The organism is Nocardia mikamii NBRC 108933, assembly GCF_001613505.1.
GTDB classification, from domain to species: domain Bacteria; phylum Actinomycetota; class Actinomycetes; order Mycobacteriales; family Mycobacteriaceae; genus Nocardia; species Nocardia mikamii.
In genome coordinates this window covers 72781-88608 of record NZ_BDCM01000001.1, presented here as the reverse complement: position 1 = coordinate 88608, position 15828 = coordinate 72781, and the positions used below count along the sequence as shown (strand labels likewise).

Sequence of the window (15828 nt, the reverse complement as noted above, 5' to 3'; positions counted from 1 at the left end):
TTGCACGGGATCCGTGCGCAGTACACTGCCGCGGTGTCCGATGCCAAGCTCGAGATCCAGATGCTCCACGACCGGATCATGGTTCGTGTCTCCCCGGAGGAGGGCGAACGACGCAGCAGCGGCGGCATTCTGATTCCCGCCACCGCGCAGGTGGCCAAGCGGCTGACCTGGGGTGAGGTCAGCGGGGTCGGGTCGCACGTGCGCAGCGTGGGTGTCGGCGACCGCGTGCTGTTCAGCGCCGAGGATCAGTTCGAGGTGGAGGTGCAGGGCCAGGCCTACCTGGTGCTGCGCGAACGCGATCTGCACGCGGTCGCCAGCGAGCGGCCCGAACACGGCACCGGCCTCTACCTGTAACCGCTATGGCGATGCCCCCGGTCGTGCGACCGGGAGCATCGAGCGGATCAACGGGTTCGTCGCGGCAGCGCCAGCGCGGCGGCGAGCACCACCCCGAGGACCACGATCCCGGCCACCGCGGCCATCTCCATGGCGGTCACATAGCTGCCGGTGGTGTGTGCCGCGCCCAGCGCCGAGAAGAAGATGACGCCGAGAACCGTTGCGCCGATGGCATTTCCGAACTGCTGCGCGGTGGTGAGCACGCCGGCCGCCATCCCGGCCTGCGGTGCGGGAATACCCGAGGACAGCACGGCCGAGACGACCGAGGGGATGGTCATACCGTTGCCGAGGCCGACGATCATCATGCCGGGAATCAGCGCGAGGGCGCTCACCTGTGTGCCCATGCCGGCCAGCACCGCCAGGGTGATTCCCAGACCGGTCAGGCTGGTGCAGGTTCCGATCACCATGACCCGGTTGCCGAAGCGGCCGGCGACGCGCGGCGCGAGGAACAGTGAACTGCCCGCGAAGCACAGTCCCAGCGGCGCGAACGCCAAACCCGCACGCAGCGGCGACAATCCGAGTCCGCCCTGCAGCATCAGCGTCAGGCAGAGCATGAAGCCGGCGAAGAAGGTCAGATAACCGCCCGCGATCACCAGACCGAGACTGAAGCCGCGTTCGCGGACCATGGCGGTGTCGAGGACCGGTTCCCCGCCCCGGCGTGCCAGCCGGTTCTCGTAGCGCAGTGTCGCCAGCAGCACCGGCGCCGCGGCCGCCATCGACACCCAGGTCCACAGCGGCCAGCCCTCCGGCCGGCCCAGTGTGATCGGGATCAGCAGCAGGGCCAGCGCTGCGGAAATGCCCACGGCGCCGACGGGATCCAGCCGTGCCCGGCGGGTGCTGCCGGTGCGGGGGAGCCAGCGTGCGGCCAGGGCGGCCGCGACCAGCCCGATCGGCACGTTGATGTAGAAGATGGTCCGCCAGCCCCAGCCGAACAGATCGGCGTCGAGCAGGATGCCGCCGAGCACCTGGCCCGCGACCGCGCCGAGGCCGATGGTGGCGCCGAACGCGGCCATCGCCCGCGGCCGCTCGAGCGGCGGGAACAGGGTGTTGATCAGCGCCAGCATCTGCGGCACCATCAGCGCCGCGGTGCCGCCCTGCAGCACTCGGGCCCCGACCAGCGTCCAGGCGTCGGTCGCGAGGCCGCACAGCAGCGACGCCACCGTGAAGGCCAGCATGCCGATCACGAACAGGCGCCGGTGGCCGAACAGGTCGCCGAGCCGGCCGCCCGTGATGAGGCCCGAGGCGTAGGCGAAGCCGTAGCCCCCGACGATCAGTTCGAGCGCCGCTTCGCCGGCGTTCAGGTCGTGTTGCAGCGAGGAGGCGGCGACATTGACGACGAACCAGTCGAACATCGCCATGAACATGGCGCTCAGCACCACCGGCAGGACCCGCCAGCGAGCCGGGTAGGGCACGACGTCGGCCGGTGGTGTGCGCAGAAGCGGTGGGGCGGTAGGGGTTTCGAGGGTGGACATATCGGACTCCCCGGAATCGGTCGAGAGTGTCGGCGGCGCCGCGCTGCGCCACGGGATGCGGATCGGTCTCCGCGAGGGATGTAACTAACCGGTTGGTTAGAACTATTCCAGCGCCCGCGACGTCGTGTCAACCAATTGGTTGGTTAGCATCGATGACATGCCCCCGCGCGATCCCGACGCCACCAAGGCCCGCATCTTCGAGGCGGCGACCGAGGAGTTCGCCGCCCACGGGATCGCCGGTGCCCGCGTGGATCGCATCGCCCGCAATGCCAAGGCCAACAAGCAGCTGATCTACGCCTACTTCGGCGACAAACAGCAACTGTTCGAGCAGGTGCTCGAGAAGGCGATGATCGATGTGGCCGCGGCGGTCTCGACCGATATCGACGATATCGACGCCTGGGTGGACGCCCATATCGCCTACCACCGCGAGCATCCGGAATTCCTCCGGCTGCAGATGTGGGAGGCGCTGGAACTGGCGCCGGATCAGGTCACCGCCGGCGAGGCCCGCGCGCGCCGCTACCGGGACAAGATCGAGAAGGTCGAGGCCGCGCAACGACGGGGACTGCTGCGCGACGATATGCCGCCGGGATACCTGCTGACCCTGCTCACCGGACTGATCAACTATCAGCAGGCGCTCCCGCAGTCGCGGCGGTTCGTCGTCGGCGGCCCCGACGACCCGGCGGAGCTGCGCAACTGGGTGCGCGACGCCGCGCGCCGGATCGTGGCGCCGCGCGAGGAGGGCTGAGCCGAACGCTCGCTACCGGCGCGCGGCCATCTCCTTTTCGAGGCCGGCGAGATCGGTGGTGAGCGACCCACCGGCGAAATCCATTGCGGCATAGGACCGCTCGGCCGCATCGGGATGTCCGGCCCCACAGGCGTCGGTCACCATGATCGGCAGATAACCCAGATCGATGCCGTGCCGCACCGTCGGCTCGATACCGACCTCGAGGGCGATTCCCGCGATCACGACGGTGTCGAGGCGCAGGTCGCGCAGAGCGATATCGAGGGGCGTGCCCGCGAATGCCGACATGGTGATCTTGTCGAAGACCACCTCGTCCGGGCCCGGCGTCAGCTCCGGAACCAGCTGATACTGCGGTGAGCCCTGGGGGAACATCGAGCGCACCCGGCCCGGATCGTCCACCCGCTGCCACGCCATGGCCGTCCGCAGTTGTGATACCCCGGAAGCGGCCGGCGGCAGCGACATGTGCCGGGTATAGAACACGCGAAAGCCGTTCTCACGAGCGATGTCTCGAAGCCGGACGCAGGCGTCGACGATCTGCTGACCGGCGGCGATCTGACCGACGATGCCCACCTGCATGTCGTAGATCAGCACCGCGGTCCGAGCCGGATCGCACGCGTCCGCCACCGTGCGGGGAATGTCGAGACCGAATGCATGCTGCATATACACCGCTCACCTGGTCCGGTCGTAGGGTTCGCCGGTGTCGACCGACGCGTCCATCAGCGCCTCGAGCGGGAGCGGGGCGGTCACCGGGACGTAGGTCCATTCCAGAAAGCCCTTCTTGGACAACGGGAAATCGTCCACATAACGCCGGGCCTCCGCGACACTGTCCACCTCGAAGACGATCACCACGCCCGATTCGTCGGCGCGGGCATAGTTCTCCCGGACGATTCCGGCCTTCCAGAGGCGCCACACATTGGCGACCTCCTCGGGCAGATACGGTGTGATGGTCTCGAGGGTGACGCCGGGTTTGAAGCGGTCGAAGGCGATAACTTTCATGAGATCCATGCAAGTCCGGTGATTACAGTGTTACAAGGGCGCACTTTTCGGTAAGTAGGTGAGCGCGGTGTCGCAACGGCGGTATTACTGCCCGGTCGAGGTCACAGTCGACCTGATCGGTGGGAAGTGGAAACCGGTGATCCTCGCGCATCTGAAGGAAGGGGTGCGGCGTTACGGTCACCTGCGCCGGGCCATGCCCTCGACCAGTGAGAAGATGCTGGTACAGCAGTTGCGCGAGCTCGAAGCCGACGGTCTCGTCAGCCGGACCGTATTCGACACGGTCCCGCCGCAGGTGGAATACGATCTGACCGCCGAGGGGCGCAGCCTGGTTCCGGTTCTGACCGCCCTGTACGAATGGGGCGAAAAGCGGTGTGAGCGAACGGGTATCACCCTCGGATGAGCTCGCCGGTCGACGGGTGCGGCGTCAGGTGCCCGCGGTCAGCATCTCGGTGCGTTCACCGTCGACCACGACGGCATCGTCGTCGGTCAGCGCCCAGTGCGGCGTACCCGCCGCGCGTAAGCGCTCGGCCAGGCGGGTGCCGTACCCGTCCGGATCGGTGCCCGGCGAATCCACGTGCGGCACGATCGCCCGGTCCACCACCCCGAGTCCGTCCCAGCGCGGATCGATACCGCAGGCGGCCCGCACCTCGGCCGGATCGTCGGCGTCCTCCAGGCCGTGCAGGTCGGGCGTCAGCAGGCAGGCGCCCGCGCTGTAACCGGTGTAGGCGAGCGCATCCTCGGCCAGCAATTCGCGCAGAACGAGATCGGCTGCGCTGCGGGCGAATTGGGCCCGCAGGACGAATGTGTTGCCGCCGCGGACCCAGAGCGCCGGATATCCGCGCAGCACCCGCTCCAATGCGGCGGGCCGGCCGAGGTAATCGCGCAGATCGACCACCTCGGGTCGAAATCCGCTGCGCCGCAGGGGAACCAGATCGCTGGTCACCGCTCCGGACCACGCGGACGGCCATGCGTCGCAGGCGTTCGGGATCACCGCGATCGGCCCCGGGCCGCCGACCAGTTCGGCGAACCGGTCGTAGTGGGCGCCGAAGCGGTAGCTGGACAGGAAGAGTCGCACGGCGAATCAGATCGTGAACGCGAGATTCGCGGCGATCCGCTCACCCAGTTCCCGGTCGCCGTCGACCTCGATCTCGTCGCGATGATCCGCCGCGGCGGTGCGTCCGCCGCACAGCCGGGCGAACAGACTCGACCCCAGCCGGATCACGGTATCGGCCGGACCATCCAGGGCCGCAACGACTTCCGCGCGTCCGTCGACGCGGATGTGCACGGTGCGGGCGACCGGGCCGGTGGTCTCGATCGTGATCCGGGACCCGTCGGGCGCACCGCCACGCTTGACCACCACGCGCCCGAGGAAGGGTTCGATCTCGTCCAGCGCGAGCTCGGCGCGCCGCCCACCCTCGTCCATACCCAGGGCCTTCGCGTCACCGCCGAGTGCGTCGGTGATGTCGAGCTGATGCATCCAGCAGTCGAACAACCGCACCCGCATGAACCGGCCGTACGGCACCACCCCGATCGGCGACTGGATGTCGGCTGCCCAGGCGGCCGCGTCGACGTCGGCCAGCGCGGCGCGGCGGCGTACGGTCACCTCGGTGAACCGGCGCAGCAGTTGCTCACCGCGCAGCGGCCGCAGCGATTCCAGCCACATCTCGTTCAGCGCCCCCGTGTCGTTGCGAACGTGGCCGAACGCGCGGACATCGTTGTCCACCTGTGGCAGCGGCTCGCCGAGCAGCATCGATTCGATGCCGACCACGTGAGCGAGCACATCGAAGACCGTCCAGCCCGGCAGCGGTGACGGCAGCCGCCAGCGGTCCTCGTCCAATCCGCCGGTCAGTTCCGCCAGCACATCCCACTGGTCGGAGAGCGCACTGGTCAGTTCGGTGCGGTCGGGTGAGGCTGTGCTCATGAACGAGTCTCCCTGTCGGTCGGATCGAGTCGGTCCGGCTCCGCGCCGAGCCGGTCGAGCCCGGTGCGGATCGCGGCCGCCGTGGCCGCCGGATCGTGCGGGCGCCGCAGCAGGAAGCCGCGAGCGAAGGTGAACAGGTCACCACCGCGGCGCGGCACCACGTGCAGGTGGACGTGATGCACTGTCTGGAAGGCCGCCTTACCGTCGTTGAGGACGAGGTTGGCCCCGTCGGCGCCGAGGTCGCTGCGCCGCAACGCCTTCGCGATGCGGTGACCCACGCGGAACAGATCCGCGCCCAGGTCGGCGTCGAGTTCGTCGAGGTGGGCGGCGTGGCTCTTCGGAATCACCAGGGTGTGTCCCCGGGTGATCGGCCGGATGTCGAGGAAGGCGTACACCCGCTCGTCCTCGTAGATCCGCGTCGCCGGTGCGTCGCCCGCGACGATCCGGCAGAAGAGGCAGCCACTCACCAGGCAGACATTACGGCGTAAGGCGCACCCGGCATAGCCCGCTTCTGTGCTGCGTGAAGGGGCATTCGACAGAAAAGGCGTGGTGTGGTGTGACGTTGATCTCAACTAATCTCACCGGCCTGCCGGGTACAGTTGCGAGAATTATTTCGGAACTTACTGGAAAGTAAGTTCCGCTCGGCCAGACCCAACAGGCGGCCCACCTGGACATCAGGGGGCCAGCTTGCCGTCACAAGTAAGGAAGTTGACCAGTGGAGACAACGCAGGGCGCGAACGAGGGCGCGCAGCCCGGCGACGACAGTCGCGCGTCGCACTGCACGCGTGTCGGTGTGGTTCGCGAGACCAATGCCGATGAACGACGCGTCGCGTTGGTGCCGAAGATCATCCCGAGCCTGGTGAAGCAGGGTGTACAGGTCGTCGTCGAGGCCGGCGCGGGTGTCGGGGCGTTGATCCCCGACGAAGCCTACGAGGCCGCGGGCGCGACGATCGGTGATCCGTGGCAGGCCGAGGTCGTGGTGAAGGTGGCCCCGCCCAACGATGCGGAGATCGCCAAGCTGTCGCAGGGCCAGACGCTGATCGGATTCCTGGCTCCGCGCAACGCGGACAACAAGATCGGCGCGCTACAGGATGCGGGCGTGCGCGCCTTCGCCGTGGAGGCGATTCCGCGGATCTCGCGCGCGCAGGTGATGGATGCCCTGTCCTCGCAGGCCAATGTCGCCGGATACAAGGCGGTGTTGCTGGCGGCGTCGGAGTCGACGCGGTTCTTCCCGATGCTGACCACCGCCGCGGGCACGGTGAAGCCGGCGACGGTGCTGGTGCTCGGTGTAGGTGTCGCCGGTCTGCAGGCCCTGGCCACCGCCAAGCGCCTCGGTGCGCGCACCACCGGATACGACGTGCGGCCCGAGGTGGCCGACCAGGTGCGGTCGGTGGGCGCGCAGTGGCTGGACCTGGGCATCGACGCGGCCGGTGAGGGTGGTTACGCCCGCGAGCTGACCGATGACGAAAAGGCCCAGCAGCAGCAGGCTTTGGAGGATGCGATCAAGGGCTTCGACGTGGTGGTGACCACCGCGCTGGTACCGGGTCGCCCCGCGCCGCGCCTGGTGACCGCCGCCGCGGTGGAGGGAATGAAGCCCGGCAGTGTGATCGTCGACCTGGCGGGGGAGACCGGCGGCAACTGCGAGCTGACCGAACCCGGTAAGACGGCGGTCAAGCACGGTGTCACGATCTGCTCGCCGCTGAATCTGCCGGCGACGATGCCCGAGCACGCCTCGGAGCTGTACTCGAAGAATATTGCGGCGCTGCTGGAGCTGATGCTGAAAGACGGCAGGCTCGAGCCCGATTTCGGTGACCAGGTGCTCGCCGATTCCTGTGTGGCCGGTGCGCCGAGCCGTCCCGCCGACTCCGAGGAGCAGGGCTGATGTATACCGAGCTTTTGGCCAATATCGCGATTCTGGTGCTGTCCGGATTCGTGGGTTTTGCGGTGATCTCCAAGGTGCCCAACACCTTGCACACCCCGCTGATGTCGGGCACCAACGCCATCCACGGCATCGTGGTGCTGGGTGCGCTGGTCACCCTCGGCAAGGTCGAGCACCCGTCGGTGATCACGCAGATCATCTTGTTCGTCGCGGTGGTGTTCGGAACGCTGAACGTGGTCGGTGGTTTCGTGGTGACCGACCGGATGCTGGGGATGTTCAAGGGCAAGAAGCCCGCTGCGTCGGGCGCCCAGCGCCCTGGAAACACCGAGAAGGCGGGCCGCTGACTCATGGACAATCTGGTCAACATTCTTTATATCGTCGCGTTCTCGCTGTTCATCTACGGTCTGATGGGCTTGACCGGCCCGAAGACCGCGGTCCGTGGCAACTGGATCGCGGCGGTCGGCATGGGCATCGCGGTGATCGCGACGTTCATCTCCATCCGCGACACCTCGAACTGGATCATCATCATCGCGGGCCTGGTCGTCGGTGTGGCGCTGGGTGTTCCGCCGGCCCGGTTCACCAAGATGACCGCGATGCCGCAGCTGGTGGCGGCGTTCAACGGTGTCGGTGGTGGCACGGTCGCGTTGATCGCGTGGTCGGAATTCCTCAACAGCGACGGCTTCTCGTCGCTGCACGAACAGCCCACCGTGCACATCGTGATCGGTTCGCTGTTCGCGGCGATGATCGGTTCGATCTCGTTCTGGGGCTCGCTGATCGCGTTCGGCAAGCTGCAGGAGATCCTGCCCGGCCGCCCGATCGGGCTCGGCAAACTGCAGCAGCCGGTCAACCTGCTGCTGGCCCTGGGTGCGATCGCTTCCGCCGTGGTGATCGGTATCGGCGCCACCGAGGACGGTGCGCCGTGGTGGTGGATGGTGCTGCTGCTGGTGCTGGCCGCCGTGCTGGGCCTGATGGTCGTGCTGCCGATCGGTGGCGCGGACATGCCCGTGGTGATCTCGCTGCTGAACGCGCTGACCGGTCTGTCGGCCGCGGCGGCCGGTCTGGCGCTGAACAACACCGCGATGATCGTGGCCGGCATGATCGTCGGCGCGTCGGGCACCATTCTGACCAACCTGATGGCCAAGGCCATGAACCGGTCCATCCCGGCCATCGTCGCGGGTGGTTTCGGTGGTGGCGGCGGTGCCGCGGCTGCCGGTGACGGTGAACAGAAGCAGGCCAAGGCCACCTCGGCCGCCGATGCCGCGATCCAGATGGCCTACGCCAACCAGGTGATCGTGGTGCCCGGCTACGGTATGGCCGTCGCGCAGGCCCAGCACGCGGTCAAGGAGATGGCCTCGCTGCTGGAAGCCAAGGGTGTCGAGGTCAAATACGCCATCCATCCGGTCGCGGGTCGTATGCCCGGCCACATGAACGTGCTGCTGGCCGAGGCCGAGGTCTCCTACGACGCGCTCAAGGAAATGGACGACATCAACGGCGAATTCTCGCGTACCGACGTGGCTTTGGTGATCGGCGCCAACGACGTCACCAACCCCGCCGCGCGCGAGGACTCCTCGAGTCCGATCTACGGCATGCCGGTGCTCAACGTCGACCAGGCCAAGAGCGTGATCGTGCTGAAACGGTCGATGAACTCCGGCTTCGCCGGTATCGACAACCCGCTGTTCTACGCCGATCACACCTCGATGTTGTTCGGCGACGCCAAGAAGTCCGTCGGCGCCGTCACCGAGGAACTCAAGGCGCTGTAACGAGCGTAGGTTCGACCCGAACGGCCCGCAGCGCATCTGCTGCGGGCCGTTTTCCGGTTTTCCGGCGGTGAGCCGCGTGCTCGCGGCGCCGTGGACGCACGGTGCCTCCCAGGCTCGGGTGACGGACTAGAGTGGCCCGCAGGGCTCGGTGGTGCCGCGAGCGCGGCACGGCAGCCGGAAGGGGTCGAGATGACGGTTCGGGAGCGGTTCGATCTGCCTGCGGTGGGCGATGATTCGGCGATCTACGGGACGCCGTATCAGACCCCCGAAGGCGCCACGGTCATCCCGGTGACGCGCCCCGGCGGAAAGTTCCGGCGCGCCCGGCCGCTGGGCGTCTTCGTCATCGAGGACGGCAACACCGGCTGGCACGCCGTCACCGACGACACCGCCATCGCGCTGCTGGGCATCTTCGTCGGCTTGGTGGCGACGACGCTGTCCCTGATCGCGGTGGTGCGGAATCCGCCGTGGCCGGACGTCACCATCCGGATCGACCGCAAGGAGCGCTGAGCAGCTTCATCGCCGCCCGAAGGCGTCGGTGCGCTCGGCATTGTCGAGAAACGCGTCGACCATGCGGTGGTTGAGCGCGGCGAGCTGACGCAGATCCTCGGTCGACCACTCCGCCAGCGCGTCGCGCATGTGGCGGCGGCTCACCGCGCGGATCGCGTCGACGGTGGCCCGGCCCTCGTCGGTGATGCGCACCCGCTGCGCCCGGCGGTCCTCCGGATCGGTCACCCGGTCGACGTAACCGGCCCGCTCCAGGCGCTGGATCTGGCGCGTGACATGCGGCGCCTCCACATCCAGGCAGGTCGCGAGCTCACCCATGCGCATCGGCTCCGCGGCGTCGGCGAGCATCCGCAGCAGCGGCACGTTGGCGCGATCGAGATTCACCCCGGCGGCGGCCACGGTGCGATCGTGCCGTCTGGCCCGGGTGAGCAGGTGCGCGATCCGGGTCAGCGCGCGCTCGAGTTCCACGATGTAGTCGGCATCGACCACCGATTCGGGACTTCCTTCGGAACGCGGCACAGGGTTATCCTACTACCCAACTTACTTAAGTTAGGTAAGTATAAAGATAGGGAACTCAGATGACGTCGACCGTCACCGGCCGATCCACCGGGACCGATTCCGAAACCGGTGCGCCGGCGCACCTGCTCTTGACACTGCTGGCACTGTGCGCGGCCGGACTCGTGGTCTCACTGCAGCAGACCGTGGTAATTCCGTTGCTCCCCAGGCTGATCGGGCAACTGCACACCGACGTCGCGGGTGTCACGTGGTTGTTCACCGCCGCGCTGCTCACCGGAGCCGTTGCCACACCGCTGCTTTCGCGCTTCGGCGACATGTACGGCAAGAAGCGCATGGTGATGTTCTGCATGGGGCTGCTGATCATCGGTTCGGTGGTCTGCGCGGTGGCGAGTTCGCTGGGCGTCTACATCGTCGGCCGGGCGCTGCAGGGCACGTCGTCGGCGCTGATTCCGCTGGGGATCGGCATCATTCGCGACACCTTCCCGCGCGAACGGCTCACCACCGCCATCGGCGTCATCAGCGGCACCATGGGCGTCGGCGGCACCATCGGCATGCTGGTGACCGGTGTCATCGCGGACAAGACCACCGACCCGCATCCGGTGTTCTGGATGACGGCGGTGCTGGCCGTGTTCGCCACCGTGCTCGTCGGCGTGAGCGCCAGGGATGTGGGGCAGCGCCACGGCGGGCAGCCGGATTATCTGGGCGCGGTCCTGCTCGCCGGTCTGCTGGTGTGCCTGCTGCTGGCCATCAGCGAGGGGCCGCGCTGGGGCTGGGGCGAGACCAGCGTGATCGGCCTGTTCGCCGCGGCCGCCGTGCTGGCCGTGGTGTGGGTGCTGGTGGAGCGCAGGGTCGCGCAGCCGCTGGTGCGGTTGCCGCTGCTGGTCGGTCCGCGCTCGCTGTCGGCCAATATGGCGTCGGCGCTGCTGGGCTTCGCGATGTTCGGCTCCTTCACCCTGATCTCGAACTTCGTGCAGACCCCCGCCGACAAGGTCGGTTACGGTCTGTCCGGGTCGGTCCTGGCTGTGGGACTCTACGGCATTCCCAGCTCGGTGCTGATGACCTTCTTCTCCTTCCGCACCGGGCGTATCGTCGCGCGCATCGGCCCCGCCTTCACCCTGGCCATCGGCGCGGCCTTCGCCGGCGCGGCGACCGGATGGCTCGCGCTGTCCAATGCGCACGGCTACGACATGGTCATCTCGAATACGCTGCAGGGCATCGGCTTCGGGATCGGCTACGCCGCACTGGGAACCCTTGCCGTCCAGCATGTTCCGATGAGCGAGAGCGGAATCGCCAGTGGTATCAACTCACTGGTCCGCACCGCCGGTGGCAGCATCGCCGGCGCCATCACGGCCTCGATTCTGAGCGCTCTCACCATCGGTCACACCGGCGTGCCGTCGCTGCACGCCTACGTGGTCAGCTTCGCGGTGCTGAGTGTCGGGGCGTGGCTGGCCGCGGCCGTGGCACTGGGCAACGGCCTGCGGCACAAGCACGAACGGTAGTGGACGTCAGGACAACCGTCCCAGGGCGGGGAGCAGCACAAAGCAGACGGCAGTGCCGGCCAACGCCACCGCGATGCCTGTGCCGAGCTGTCGCGCGCGCCCTCCGCGAGCGCAGAGCAGAGCAGCGGCGATCAATTCGATCGCGTACAGCAGGACGAGCGCGAAGATCAGGTATCCGTTGATGAAAAACGGGATCACGTTCAGCGTGAGGCACACTGCAGCCCCTCTGAATGACAATTGGCCGAACCAGGTTTCGTGCCTGTGCTGCGGAGCGGAGTGTTCTCGGGTCACAGGACGCTCCTACCTGGTCGCGAAATAGAGGCATCCGATGATGACAGACGACCCGAGCCATATGCCCGCGGTGGTCACTGCGGCAAGAGCTACACCGCGGAGGGGCCCCCGTGCCTTCCATCGAAGGAGCGAGGCGATGAGGGTACCTACCACCGAGGCGGCGAGAAACGAACCGAAGATCGTGCCGTCGGTGTCCGAGTGCATCACCCGCGCCGCGATCATCATGACCACCAACTGCAGCAGGAAGAAACCCGCCACGCCCCATGTGGCGAGGCGCCAGAACCGCGCATCTTCCGACGAAGACGGCGTCATTCAGGCCGTCCCTGCGGGTATCCGCTGCACTGGGGCGGTGGGCGGCGCCGTGACCGGACCGAACGATGTCGACGGCTTCGGATTCCCTGGCACGTCGTAGCGGTCGTTCCAGTCGGTGAACGGACCGAAGGCCGCACCGCCCACGCCGATGTCGTGGTGAAACGGCAGATTCATGGCTGGGCCGAGTGAGCTCCCGGATCGCGCCGGGTCCAGCGCGATCGTTTGCGTGCGACCGTCGGGGGTGTCTTGATACACCTCCAATGATGGATAATCGGTGCGCGTCCCGTTCACTTGGACCCCGTTCGGACCGGGCTGGAACACCAAATCGCCGTTGACCGTGACATCGTGGCCATCCAGGCCGGGAGGCTTGGTCATCCAGGAGGGCGGCAGTGGATTACCCGCGTCGTACTGGATGCGGACCGACCCGTCTGGGTTCTGCCACACTTTCCCGTCCGGCGCACCAACTTTGACCTCGCCCGGGCTGCCGTCGTCGTTCTCGCGGACGGATGGGTTCTGGCGCATGACGACGATGCCGTTCTCGTAGTCGACATACGTGGTGACCTTCGTGTGTTCGGGATCGAAGTTCGGGTCGGCCGTTCGATTGTTCCCCAAGTCGCGAGCGCCGGGATTGAGACTGAGCGGGTTGGGGTCCGGGTCGGAGACGTCACGTTGCTCGATGTACTGAGACGATCGGACCACCCCCTGCCCAGGAACGGGCGTGATCTTGACGACACGGATCTCGGGCCCGACTCCCTTGAACTCCGGGGTATAGCTGTTCGGGTTCAGGACCTCGGCTGTACTCCAGTCGGATGCGGTTGTCGGCGGACGCCCGAACAACTGCTGGAATGCCGCGGCCGAGGTACGGATCCGCTCCGGATCGGCGCGGGAATCTATCGATTTGAAGCTCTGATCGGCGACCTTGATCGCCGTCAAGGTAGTCGTCGATGCCATCCTCGTCAGTTCGTCGTTGGCCGTGGCAATGGCGGCGCTCCACTGCGCATCGGCGGTTCGGAGGCCGGCGACCAGTCCCGGCAGGCGAGAAAGCTGTACGCCCGCTTCGGAATTCGGATCTTGTATTCCGGTTGCGCTCCAGTCGTCCGCGACGGCAACCGGCGGGACGACGTAATGCTGAAAGATCGTCTTGATTTCCGCTATCGGGTACTGAAGGTCGCGAGCCGCGCCGGCGCAAGCGGCACTGAGGTCATCGTATGCGGTGGCAATCGCTCGCATCTGAGTCTGTTCGCGGTCGGCTTTGTCTTCAGCGGCTCGGGCCGCCGTGCCTTGCCACGCAAGATCGTCGTGGATGGTCTTGTGCAGCGTGCCCGCTACTTTGACGATAGCGTCAGCAATCTGGCCGGCCCGGTCGGCGACGCCCTGCAGGCCCGAGGTATCCATGGCCAGTACTTCTTTCGGAGTCGGCATATTGGCTACCGGCCCGCGTGCGGGTCGCCGGAATTCAGATCCGCGACAGCGGCGAGGCGATGAGCGGCGTCTTGGTCGTTGCCGTGAAAGCTGTCTGCACACGTCACCAACAGGGCTGAGAACTCGTCGAAACGCGCCTTCAGAACGTCTTTGGCTTGCTTACTCGCCGCATTGGACTTGCCGAGTTCGGTCCCTACCGACAAACCCGCGAGGAATTTCGCCACCGGACCGGCGTCGAGTTCGGGCGCATTGTCGATCTCGGTCGGTAGTAGCGCCAGCTCCCCCGCCGCGGCCCGCAGTCCATCCGGATTGACTTGAAATGTCATTTTCCCCTCCTCGTGTCAGCGTAGAGCAGGGAAGCGGGTCTCGCGATGGATGACGACCGCGACGACCGAGCGCACACCCCGCACCACTTCGTCTATCCGGCTCACCACGTTGCCGACGATGATGGGTGTCTCGCCTATTACACCGCCAGTGTCGATGCGGCGTTCGCCGAGGCGCGCGCCGCGGAATTACGGAATCTGTGGGGAAACTCGGCGAGCTGGCAGTCGCCTACTCCGATCTCGTCGCCGACATTCAGAGCGGCCTGCGCCGCTTGCCGGGATGCAGTTGACCGTCGGGGCGTGGCCGGCCGCGGCCGTCGCGCTGGGCAACGGCCTGCGGCACAAGCACGAACGGTAGTGGTTACGCGACTTTCAATGTCCCGCCGTCGATGACGTAGTCGGCGCCGACGATATTGCCGGCCCGGGCGGAGACGAGGAAGGTGACCAGCGCGGCCACCTCCTCGGGCTCCGAGATCCGCCCCGAGGCGATGCCGAAACTCTCGCCGATGCCCGCGAGCAGGTCTTCGTGCGAGATGCCCTGCGCCGCAGCGAGTTTACCGCCGAATCGGTTCGGGTCCCGCCACAGCGGAGTGCCCACCACGCCGGGGGATACGGTGTTGACGCGCACGCCGCGCGGGGCCAGTTCCTCACTGAGGCGTTTGCTGAGCGAGGTGAGCGCGGCCTTGGCCTCGCTGTAGCCGATCGGCCCGGCCGCGGGCAGGCGCGAGTTGATCGAGGAGATGTTCACGATCGCGCCGCGGCGTTCCAGCAGACTGGGCAGCGCCGCGCGCGTGGTCCAGACGGCGCTGAACAGATTGAGGTCGAACAGGGTTCGCCACTGTTCGTCGGTGACGTCGGTGAATGCGCCCAGTCCCAGCCGATCCGCATCACCGCCACCGACATTGTTGACGAGGATGTCGATACCGCCGAGTTCGCGCAGCGCCGAGTCGATCAGTGTGGTGGCGCCTTCGGAGGTACCGAGATCGACAGAATAGGCTGCCACACTGGCCTTTTCGAGCTCCGGGGTGACGGTGCGCGCGGCGCCGACCACCAGTGCTCCCTCGGCGGTCAGCGCCTCGGCGATCGCCAGTCCGATGCCGCGGCTCGCGCCGGTGACGACGGCGGTCTTGCCGGTGAGTTCGAGGTCCATGAGCTTCCCTTTCTTGAACTTCAGGTCAAAAATTGCGGTGTGAAAAAGGGCCGCGGTGGCGGCCCGGATATCAGAGGGTGGTCAGTGCGGTGTCGATGATGCGGTGCAGGGTCTCCGCATCGCTGGTCTTCGCCATGACGCGCAGTCCCACGATGGTGTTCATCAGGAATTCGGCGGCGGCCCGCGGATCGACGTCCTGTCCTACGTCGCCGTCGCGTCGGCCCCGATCGATCCGATCGGACAGCGCGGTCATGGTGTGCTCCTGCATGGTCCGGACCGCCTTCGTGATCTCGGGATCCTGCGCGGAGAATTCGGTAGCGGTGTTCACCGCCAGGCAGCCACGCCGAACAGGCTGTGCCACATCGGAATCCACCAGAAACCGGATGAACGCGCCGATGCACTCACGTGCGGTCCCCGGCCGAGTCATGAACTCCCCGGCCACTTCCGCTCCCATCCGGTCGTAACGGTTCAACACCAGCTCGAACAGCTCCCGCTTACTGCCGAACGTGTTGTACAAACTCCCCTTCCCGATCCCGGTGGCCTCGGCCAGCTGCGCCGGCGAGGTATTCGCATACCCATGAGTCCAGAACGCATCCAGAGCCCGATCCACCACGGTCTCGGTCTCGAAGTTACGCGGTCTGCCCATAC

General features: G+C 67.0%; 21 protein-coding genes. 8 read left to right on the top strand and 13 right to left on the bottom strand.

Annotation, left to right across the window (positions count from 1 at the left end; genetic code table 11):
• Window positions 1-33 precede the first annotated feature (33 nt).
• Complete coding sequence (locus tag NMI01S_RS00435) at window positions 34-354, top strand: GroES family chaperonin (RefSeq protein WP_062994091.1); 321 nt, start codon at window positions 34-36, stop codon at window positions 352-354.
• 47 nt (window positions 355-401) lie between these two features.
• Here NMI01S_RS00435 and NMI01S_RS00430 read toward each other — a convergent pair whose 3' ends face one another.
• On the bottom strand, window positions 402-1865 hold the full coding sequence (locus NMI01S_RS00430; protein WP_062994059.1) for an MFS transporter: 1464 nt from the start codon (window positions 1863-1865) through the stop codon (window positions 402-404).
• 157 nt (window positions 1866-2022) lie between these two features.
• On the opposite strand from NMI01S_RS00430, the gene NMI01S_RS00425 reads away from it, so the two are divergent.
• A complete protein-coding gene (locus NMI01S_RS00425) occupies window positions 2023-2610 on the top strand; it encodes a TetR/AcrR family transcriptional regulator (RefSeq protein WP_062994058.1) in 588 nt (195 codons plus the stop codon).
• A 12-nt stretch (window positions 2611-2622) separates the two neighbouring features.
• On the opposite strand, the gene NMI01S_RS00420 is transcribed toward NMI01S_RS00425, so the two are convergent.
• Both NMI01S_RS00420 and NMI01S_RS00415 read right to left on the bottom strand, forming a co-directional pair.
• A complete protein-coding gene (locus NMI01S_RS00420) occupies window positions 2623-3267 on the bottom strand; it encodes a cysteine hydrolase family protein (RefSeq protein ID WP_062994090.1) in 645 nt (214 codons plus the stop codon).
• Between the two features lie 9 nt (window positions 3268-3276).
• Window positions 3277-3603: a YciI family protein gene (locus NMI01S_RS00415; protein ID WP_062994089.1), complete on the bottom strand. Its 327-nt coding sequence runs from the start codon at window positions 3601-3603 to the stop codon at window positions 3277-3279.
• Between the two features lie 67 nt (window positions 3604-3670).
• On the opposite strand from NMI01S_RS00415, the gene NMI01S_RS00410 reads away from it, so the two are divergent.
• Window positions 3671-4003: a winged helix-turn-helix transcriptional regulator gene (locus NMI01S_RS00410; protein WP_030513638.1), complete on the top strand. Its 333-nt coding sequence runs from the start codon at window positions 3671-3673 to the stop codon at window positions 4001-4003.
• Window positions 4004-4027: 24 nt separating this feature from the next.
• Here NMI01S_RS00410 and NMI01S_RS00405 read toward each other — a convergent pair whose 3' ends face one another.
• Genes NMI01S_RS00405 through NMI01S_RS00395 form a run of 3 tightly spaced genes read right to left on the bottom strand, consistent with a single transcriptional unit; the run spans window position 4028 to window position 5991 of the window.
• Window positions 4028-4678: a Type 1 glutamine amidotransferase-like domain-containing protein gene (locus NMI01S_RS00405; RefSeq protein WP_062994057.1), complete on the bottom strand. Its 651-nt coding sequence runs from the start codon at window positions 4676-4678 to the stop codon at window positions 4028-4030.
• Between the two features lie 6 nt (window positions 4679-4684).
• Window positions 4685-5524 carry a maleylpyruvate isomerase family mycothiol-dependent enzyme gene (locus tag NMI01S_RS00400; RefSeq protein WP_062994056.1) on the bottom strand — a complete coding sequence of 280 codons (840 nt, stop codon included), beginning with the start codon at window positions 5522-5524 and terminating at the stop codon, window positions 4685-4687.
• Window positions 5521-5991 carry an HIT family protein gene (locus NMI01S_RS00395; RefSeq protein ID WP_062994055.1) on the bottom strand — a complete coding sequence of 157 codons (471 nt, stop codon included), beginning with the start codon at window positions 5989-5991 and terminating at the stop codon, window positions 5521-5523. Before NMI01S_RS00395 ends, NMI01S_RS00400 begins: the two co-directional genes overlap by 4 nt.
• Window positions 5992-6317: 326 nt before the next feature.
• Between NMI01S_RS00395 and NMI01S_RS00390 the strand changes: the two genes are divergently transcribed.
• The 4 genes from NMI01S_RS00390 (at window position 6318) to NMI01S_RS00375 (ending at window position 9670) form a co-directional block, all read left to right on the top strand.
• The gene (locus NMI01S_RS00390) at window positions 6318-7406 is read left to right on the top strand and encodes a Re/Si-specific NAD(P)(+) transhydrogenase subunit alpha (protein WP_062994088.1); all 1089 of its coding nucleotides are present in this window, start codon (window positions 6318-6320) and stop codon (window positions 7404-7406) included.
• Window positions 7406-7747, top strand: coding sequence for an NAD(P) transhydrogenase subunit alpha part 2 (locus NMI01S_RS00385; RefSeq protein WP_062994054.1), 342 nt, complete (start codon window positions 7406-7408; stop codon window positions 7745-7747). The genes NMI01S_RS00390 and NMI01S_RS00385 overlap by 1 nt, the downstream gene beginning before the upstream one ends.
• A gap of 3 nt (window positions 7748-7750) precedes the next feature.
• Complete coding sequence (locus NMI01S_RS00380) at window positions 7751-9163, top strand: NAD(P)(+) transhydrogenase (Re/Si-specific) subunit beta (protein WP_062994053.1); 1413 nt, start codon at window positions 7751-7753, stop codon at window positions 9161-9163.
• A 189-nt stretch (window positions 9164-9352) separates the two neighbouring features.
• Window positions 9353-9670 carry a hypothetical protein gene (locus NMI01S_RS00375; protein ID WP_051024354.1) on the top strand — a complete coding sequence of 106 codons (318 nt, stop codon included), beginning with the start codon at window positions 9353-9355 and terminating at the stop codon, window positions 9668-9670.
• A gap of 6 nt (window positions 9671-9676) precedes the next feature.
• On the opposite strand, the gene NMI01S_RS00370 is transcribed toward NMI01S_RS00375, so the two are convergent.
• Window positions 9677-10186, bottom strand: coding sequence for a MarR family winged helix-turn-helix transcriptional regulator (locus NMI01S_RS00370; protein ID WP_062994052.1), 510 nt, complete (start codon window positions 10184-10186; stop codon window positions 9677-9679).
• Window positions 10187-10245: 59 nt separating this feature from the next.
• Here NMI01S_RS00370 and NMI01S_RS00365 point away from each other — a divergent pair, with 59 nt between their 5' ends.
• Window positions 10246-11682 carry an MFS transporter gene (locus NMI01S_RS00365; protein ID WP_062994051.1) on the top strand — a complete coding sequence of 479 codons (1437 nt, stop codon included), beginning with the start codon at window positions 10246-10248 and terminating at the stop codon, window positions 11680-11682.
• Window positions 11683-11688: 6 nt separating this feature from the next.
• Here NMI01S_RS00365 and NMI01S_RS00360 read toward each other — a convergent pair whose 3' ends face one another.
• The 6 genes from NMI01S_RS00360 to NMI01S_RS00335 all read right to left on the bottom strand — a co-directional run bounded on the left by NMI01S_RS00360 (window position 11689) and on the right by NMI01S_RS00335 (window position 15826).
• Window positions 11689-11973 carry a hypothetical protein gene (locus NMI01S_RS00360; protein ID WP_157125985.1) on the bottom strand — a complete coding sequence of 95 codons (285 nt, stop codon included), beginning with the start codon at window positions 11971-11973 and terminating at the stop codon, window positions 11689-11691.
• 9 nt (window positions 11974-11982) lie between these two features.
• Window positions 11983-12285 carry a hypothetical protein gene (locus NMI01S_RS00355; protein ID WP_062994049.1) on the bottom strand — a complete coding sequence of 101 codons (303 nt, stop codon included), beginning with the start codon at window positions 12283-12285 and terminating at the stop codon, window positions 11983-11985.
• Window positions 12286-13680, bottom strand: a complete 1395-nt coding sequence (locus NMI01S_RS00350) for a WXG100 family type VII secretion target (RefSeq protein ID WP_062994048.1) — start codon at window positions 13678-13680, stop codon at window positions 12286-12288. It abuts the gene before it with no gap.
• A gap of 32 nt (window positions 13681-13712) precedes the next feature.
• Complete coding sequence (locus tag NMI01S_RS00345) at window positions 13713-14033, bottom strand: hypothetical protein (protein WP_062994047.1); 321 nt, start codon at window positions 14031-14033, stop codon at window positions 13713-13715.
• Between the two features lie 358 nt (window positions 14034-14391).
• Window positions 14392-15180: an oxidoreductase gene (locus NMI01S_RS00340; protein WP_062994046.1), complete on the bottom strand. Its 789-nt coding sequence runs from the start codon at window positions 15178-15180 to the stop codon at window positions 14392-14394.
• A 70-nt stretch (window positions 15181-15250) separates the two neighbouring features.
• The gene (locus NMI01S_RS00335; protein ID WP_062994045.1) at window positions 15251-15826 is read right to left on the bottom strand and encodes a TetR/AcrR family transcriptional regulator; all 576 of its coding nucleotides are present in this window, start codon (window positions 15824-15826) and stop codon (window positions 15251-15253) included.
• Window positions 15827-15828 lie beyond the last annotated feature (2 nt).

What these genes read in the sequence shown, in the direction of transcription:
- NMI01S_RS00420 (WP_062994090.1), bottom strand. Translation starts at nt 3,267, where the DNA reads ATGCAGCATGCATTCGGTCTCGACATTCCCCGCACGGTGGCGGACGCG.
- NMI01S_RS00335 (WP_062994045.1), bottom strand. Translation starts at nt 15,826, where the DNA reads ATGGGCAGACCGCGTAACTTCGAGACCGAGACCGTGGTGGATCGGGCT.
- NMI01S_RS00425 (WP_062994058.1), top strand. Translation starts at nt 2,023, where the DNA reads ATGCCCCCGCGCGATCCCGACGCCACCAAGGCCCGCATCTTCGAGGCG.
- NMI01S_RS00430 (WP_062994059.1), bottom strand. Translation starts at nt 1,865, where the DNA reads ATGTCCACCCTCGAAACCCCTACCGCCCCACCGCTTCTGCGCACACCA.
- NMI01S_RS00400 (WP_062994056.1), bottom strand. Translation starts at nt 5,524, where the DNA reads ATGAGCACAGCCTCACCCGACCGCACCGAACTGACCAGTGCGCTCTCC.
- NMI01S_RS00375 (WP_051024354.1), top strand. Translation starts at nt 9,353, where the DNA reads ATGACGGTTCGGGAGCGGTTCGATCTGCCTGCGGTGGGCGATGATTCG.
- NMI01S_RS00365 (WP_062994051.1), top strand. Translation starts at nt 10,246, where the DNA reads ATGACGTCGACCGTCACCGGCCGATCCACCGGGACCGATTCCGAAACC.
- NMI01S_RS00345 (WP_062994047.1), bottom strand. Translation starts at nt 14,033, where the DNA reads ATGACATTTCAAGTCAATCCGGATGGACTGCGGGCCGCGGCGGGGGAG.
- NMI01S_RS00340 (WP_062994046.1), bottom strand. Translation starts at nt 15,180, where the DNA reads ATGGACCTCGAACTCACCGGCAAGACCGCCGTCGTCACCGGCGCGAGC.
- NMI01S_RS00385 (WP_062994054.1), top strand. Translation starts at nt 7,406, where the DNA reads ATGTATACCGAGCTTTTGGCCAATATCGCGATTCTGGTGCTGTCCGGA.
- NMI01S_RS00355 (WP_062994049.1), bottom strand. Translation starts at nt 12,285, where the DNA reads ATGACGCCGTCTTCGTCGGAAGATGCGCGGTTCTGGCGCCTCGCCACA.
- NMI01S_RS00350 (WP_062994048.1), bottom strand. Translation starts at nt 13,680, where the DNA reads ATGGATACCTCGGGCCTGCAGGGCGTCGCCGACCGGGCCGGCCAGATT.
- NMI01S_RS00380 (WP_062994053.1), top strand. Translation starts at nt 7,751, where the DNA reads ATGGACAATCTGGTCAACATTCTTTATATCGTCGCGTTCTCGCTGTTC.
- NMI01S_RS00415 (WP_062994089.1), bottom strand. Translation starts at nt 3,603, where the DNA reads ATGAAAGTTATCGCCTTCGACCGCTTCAAACCCGGCGTCACCCTCGAG.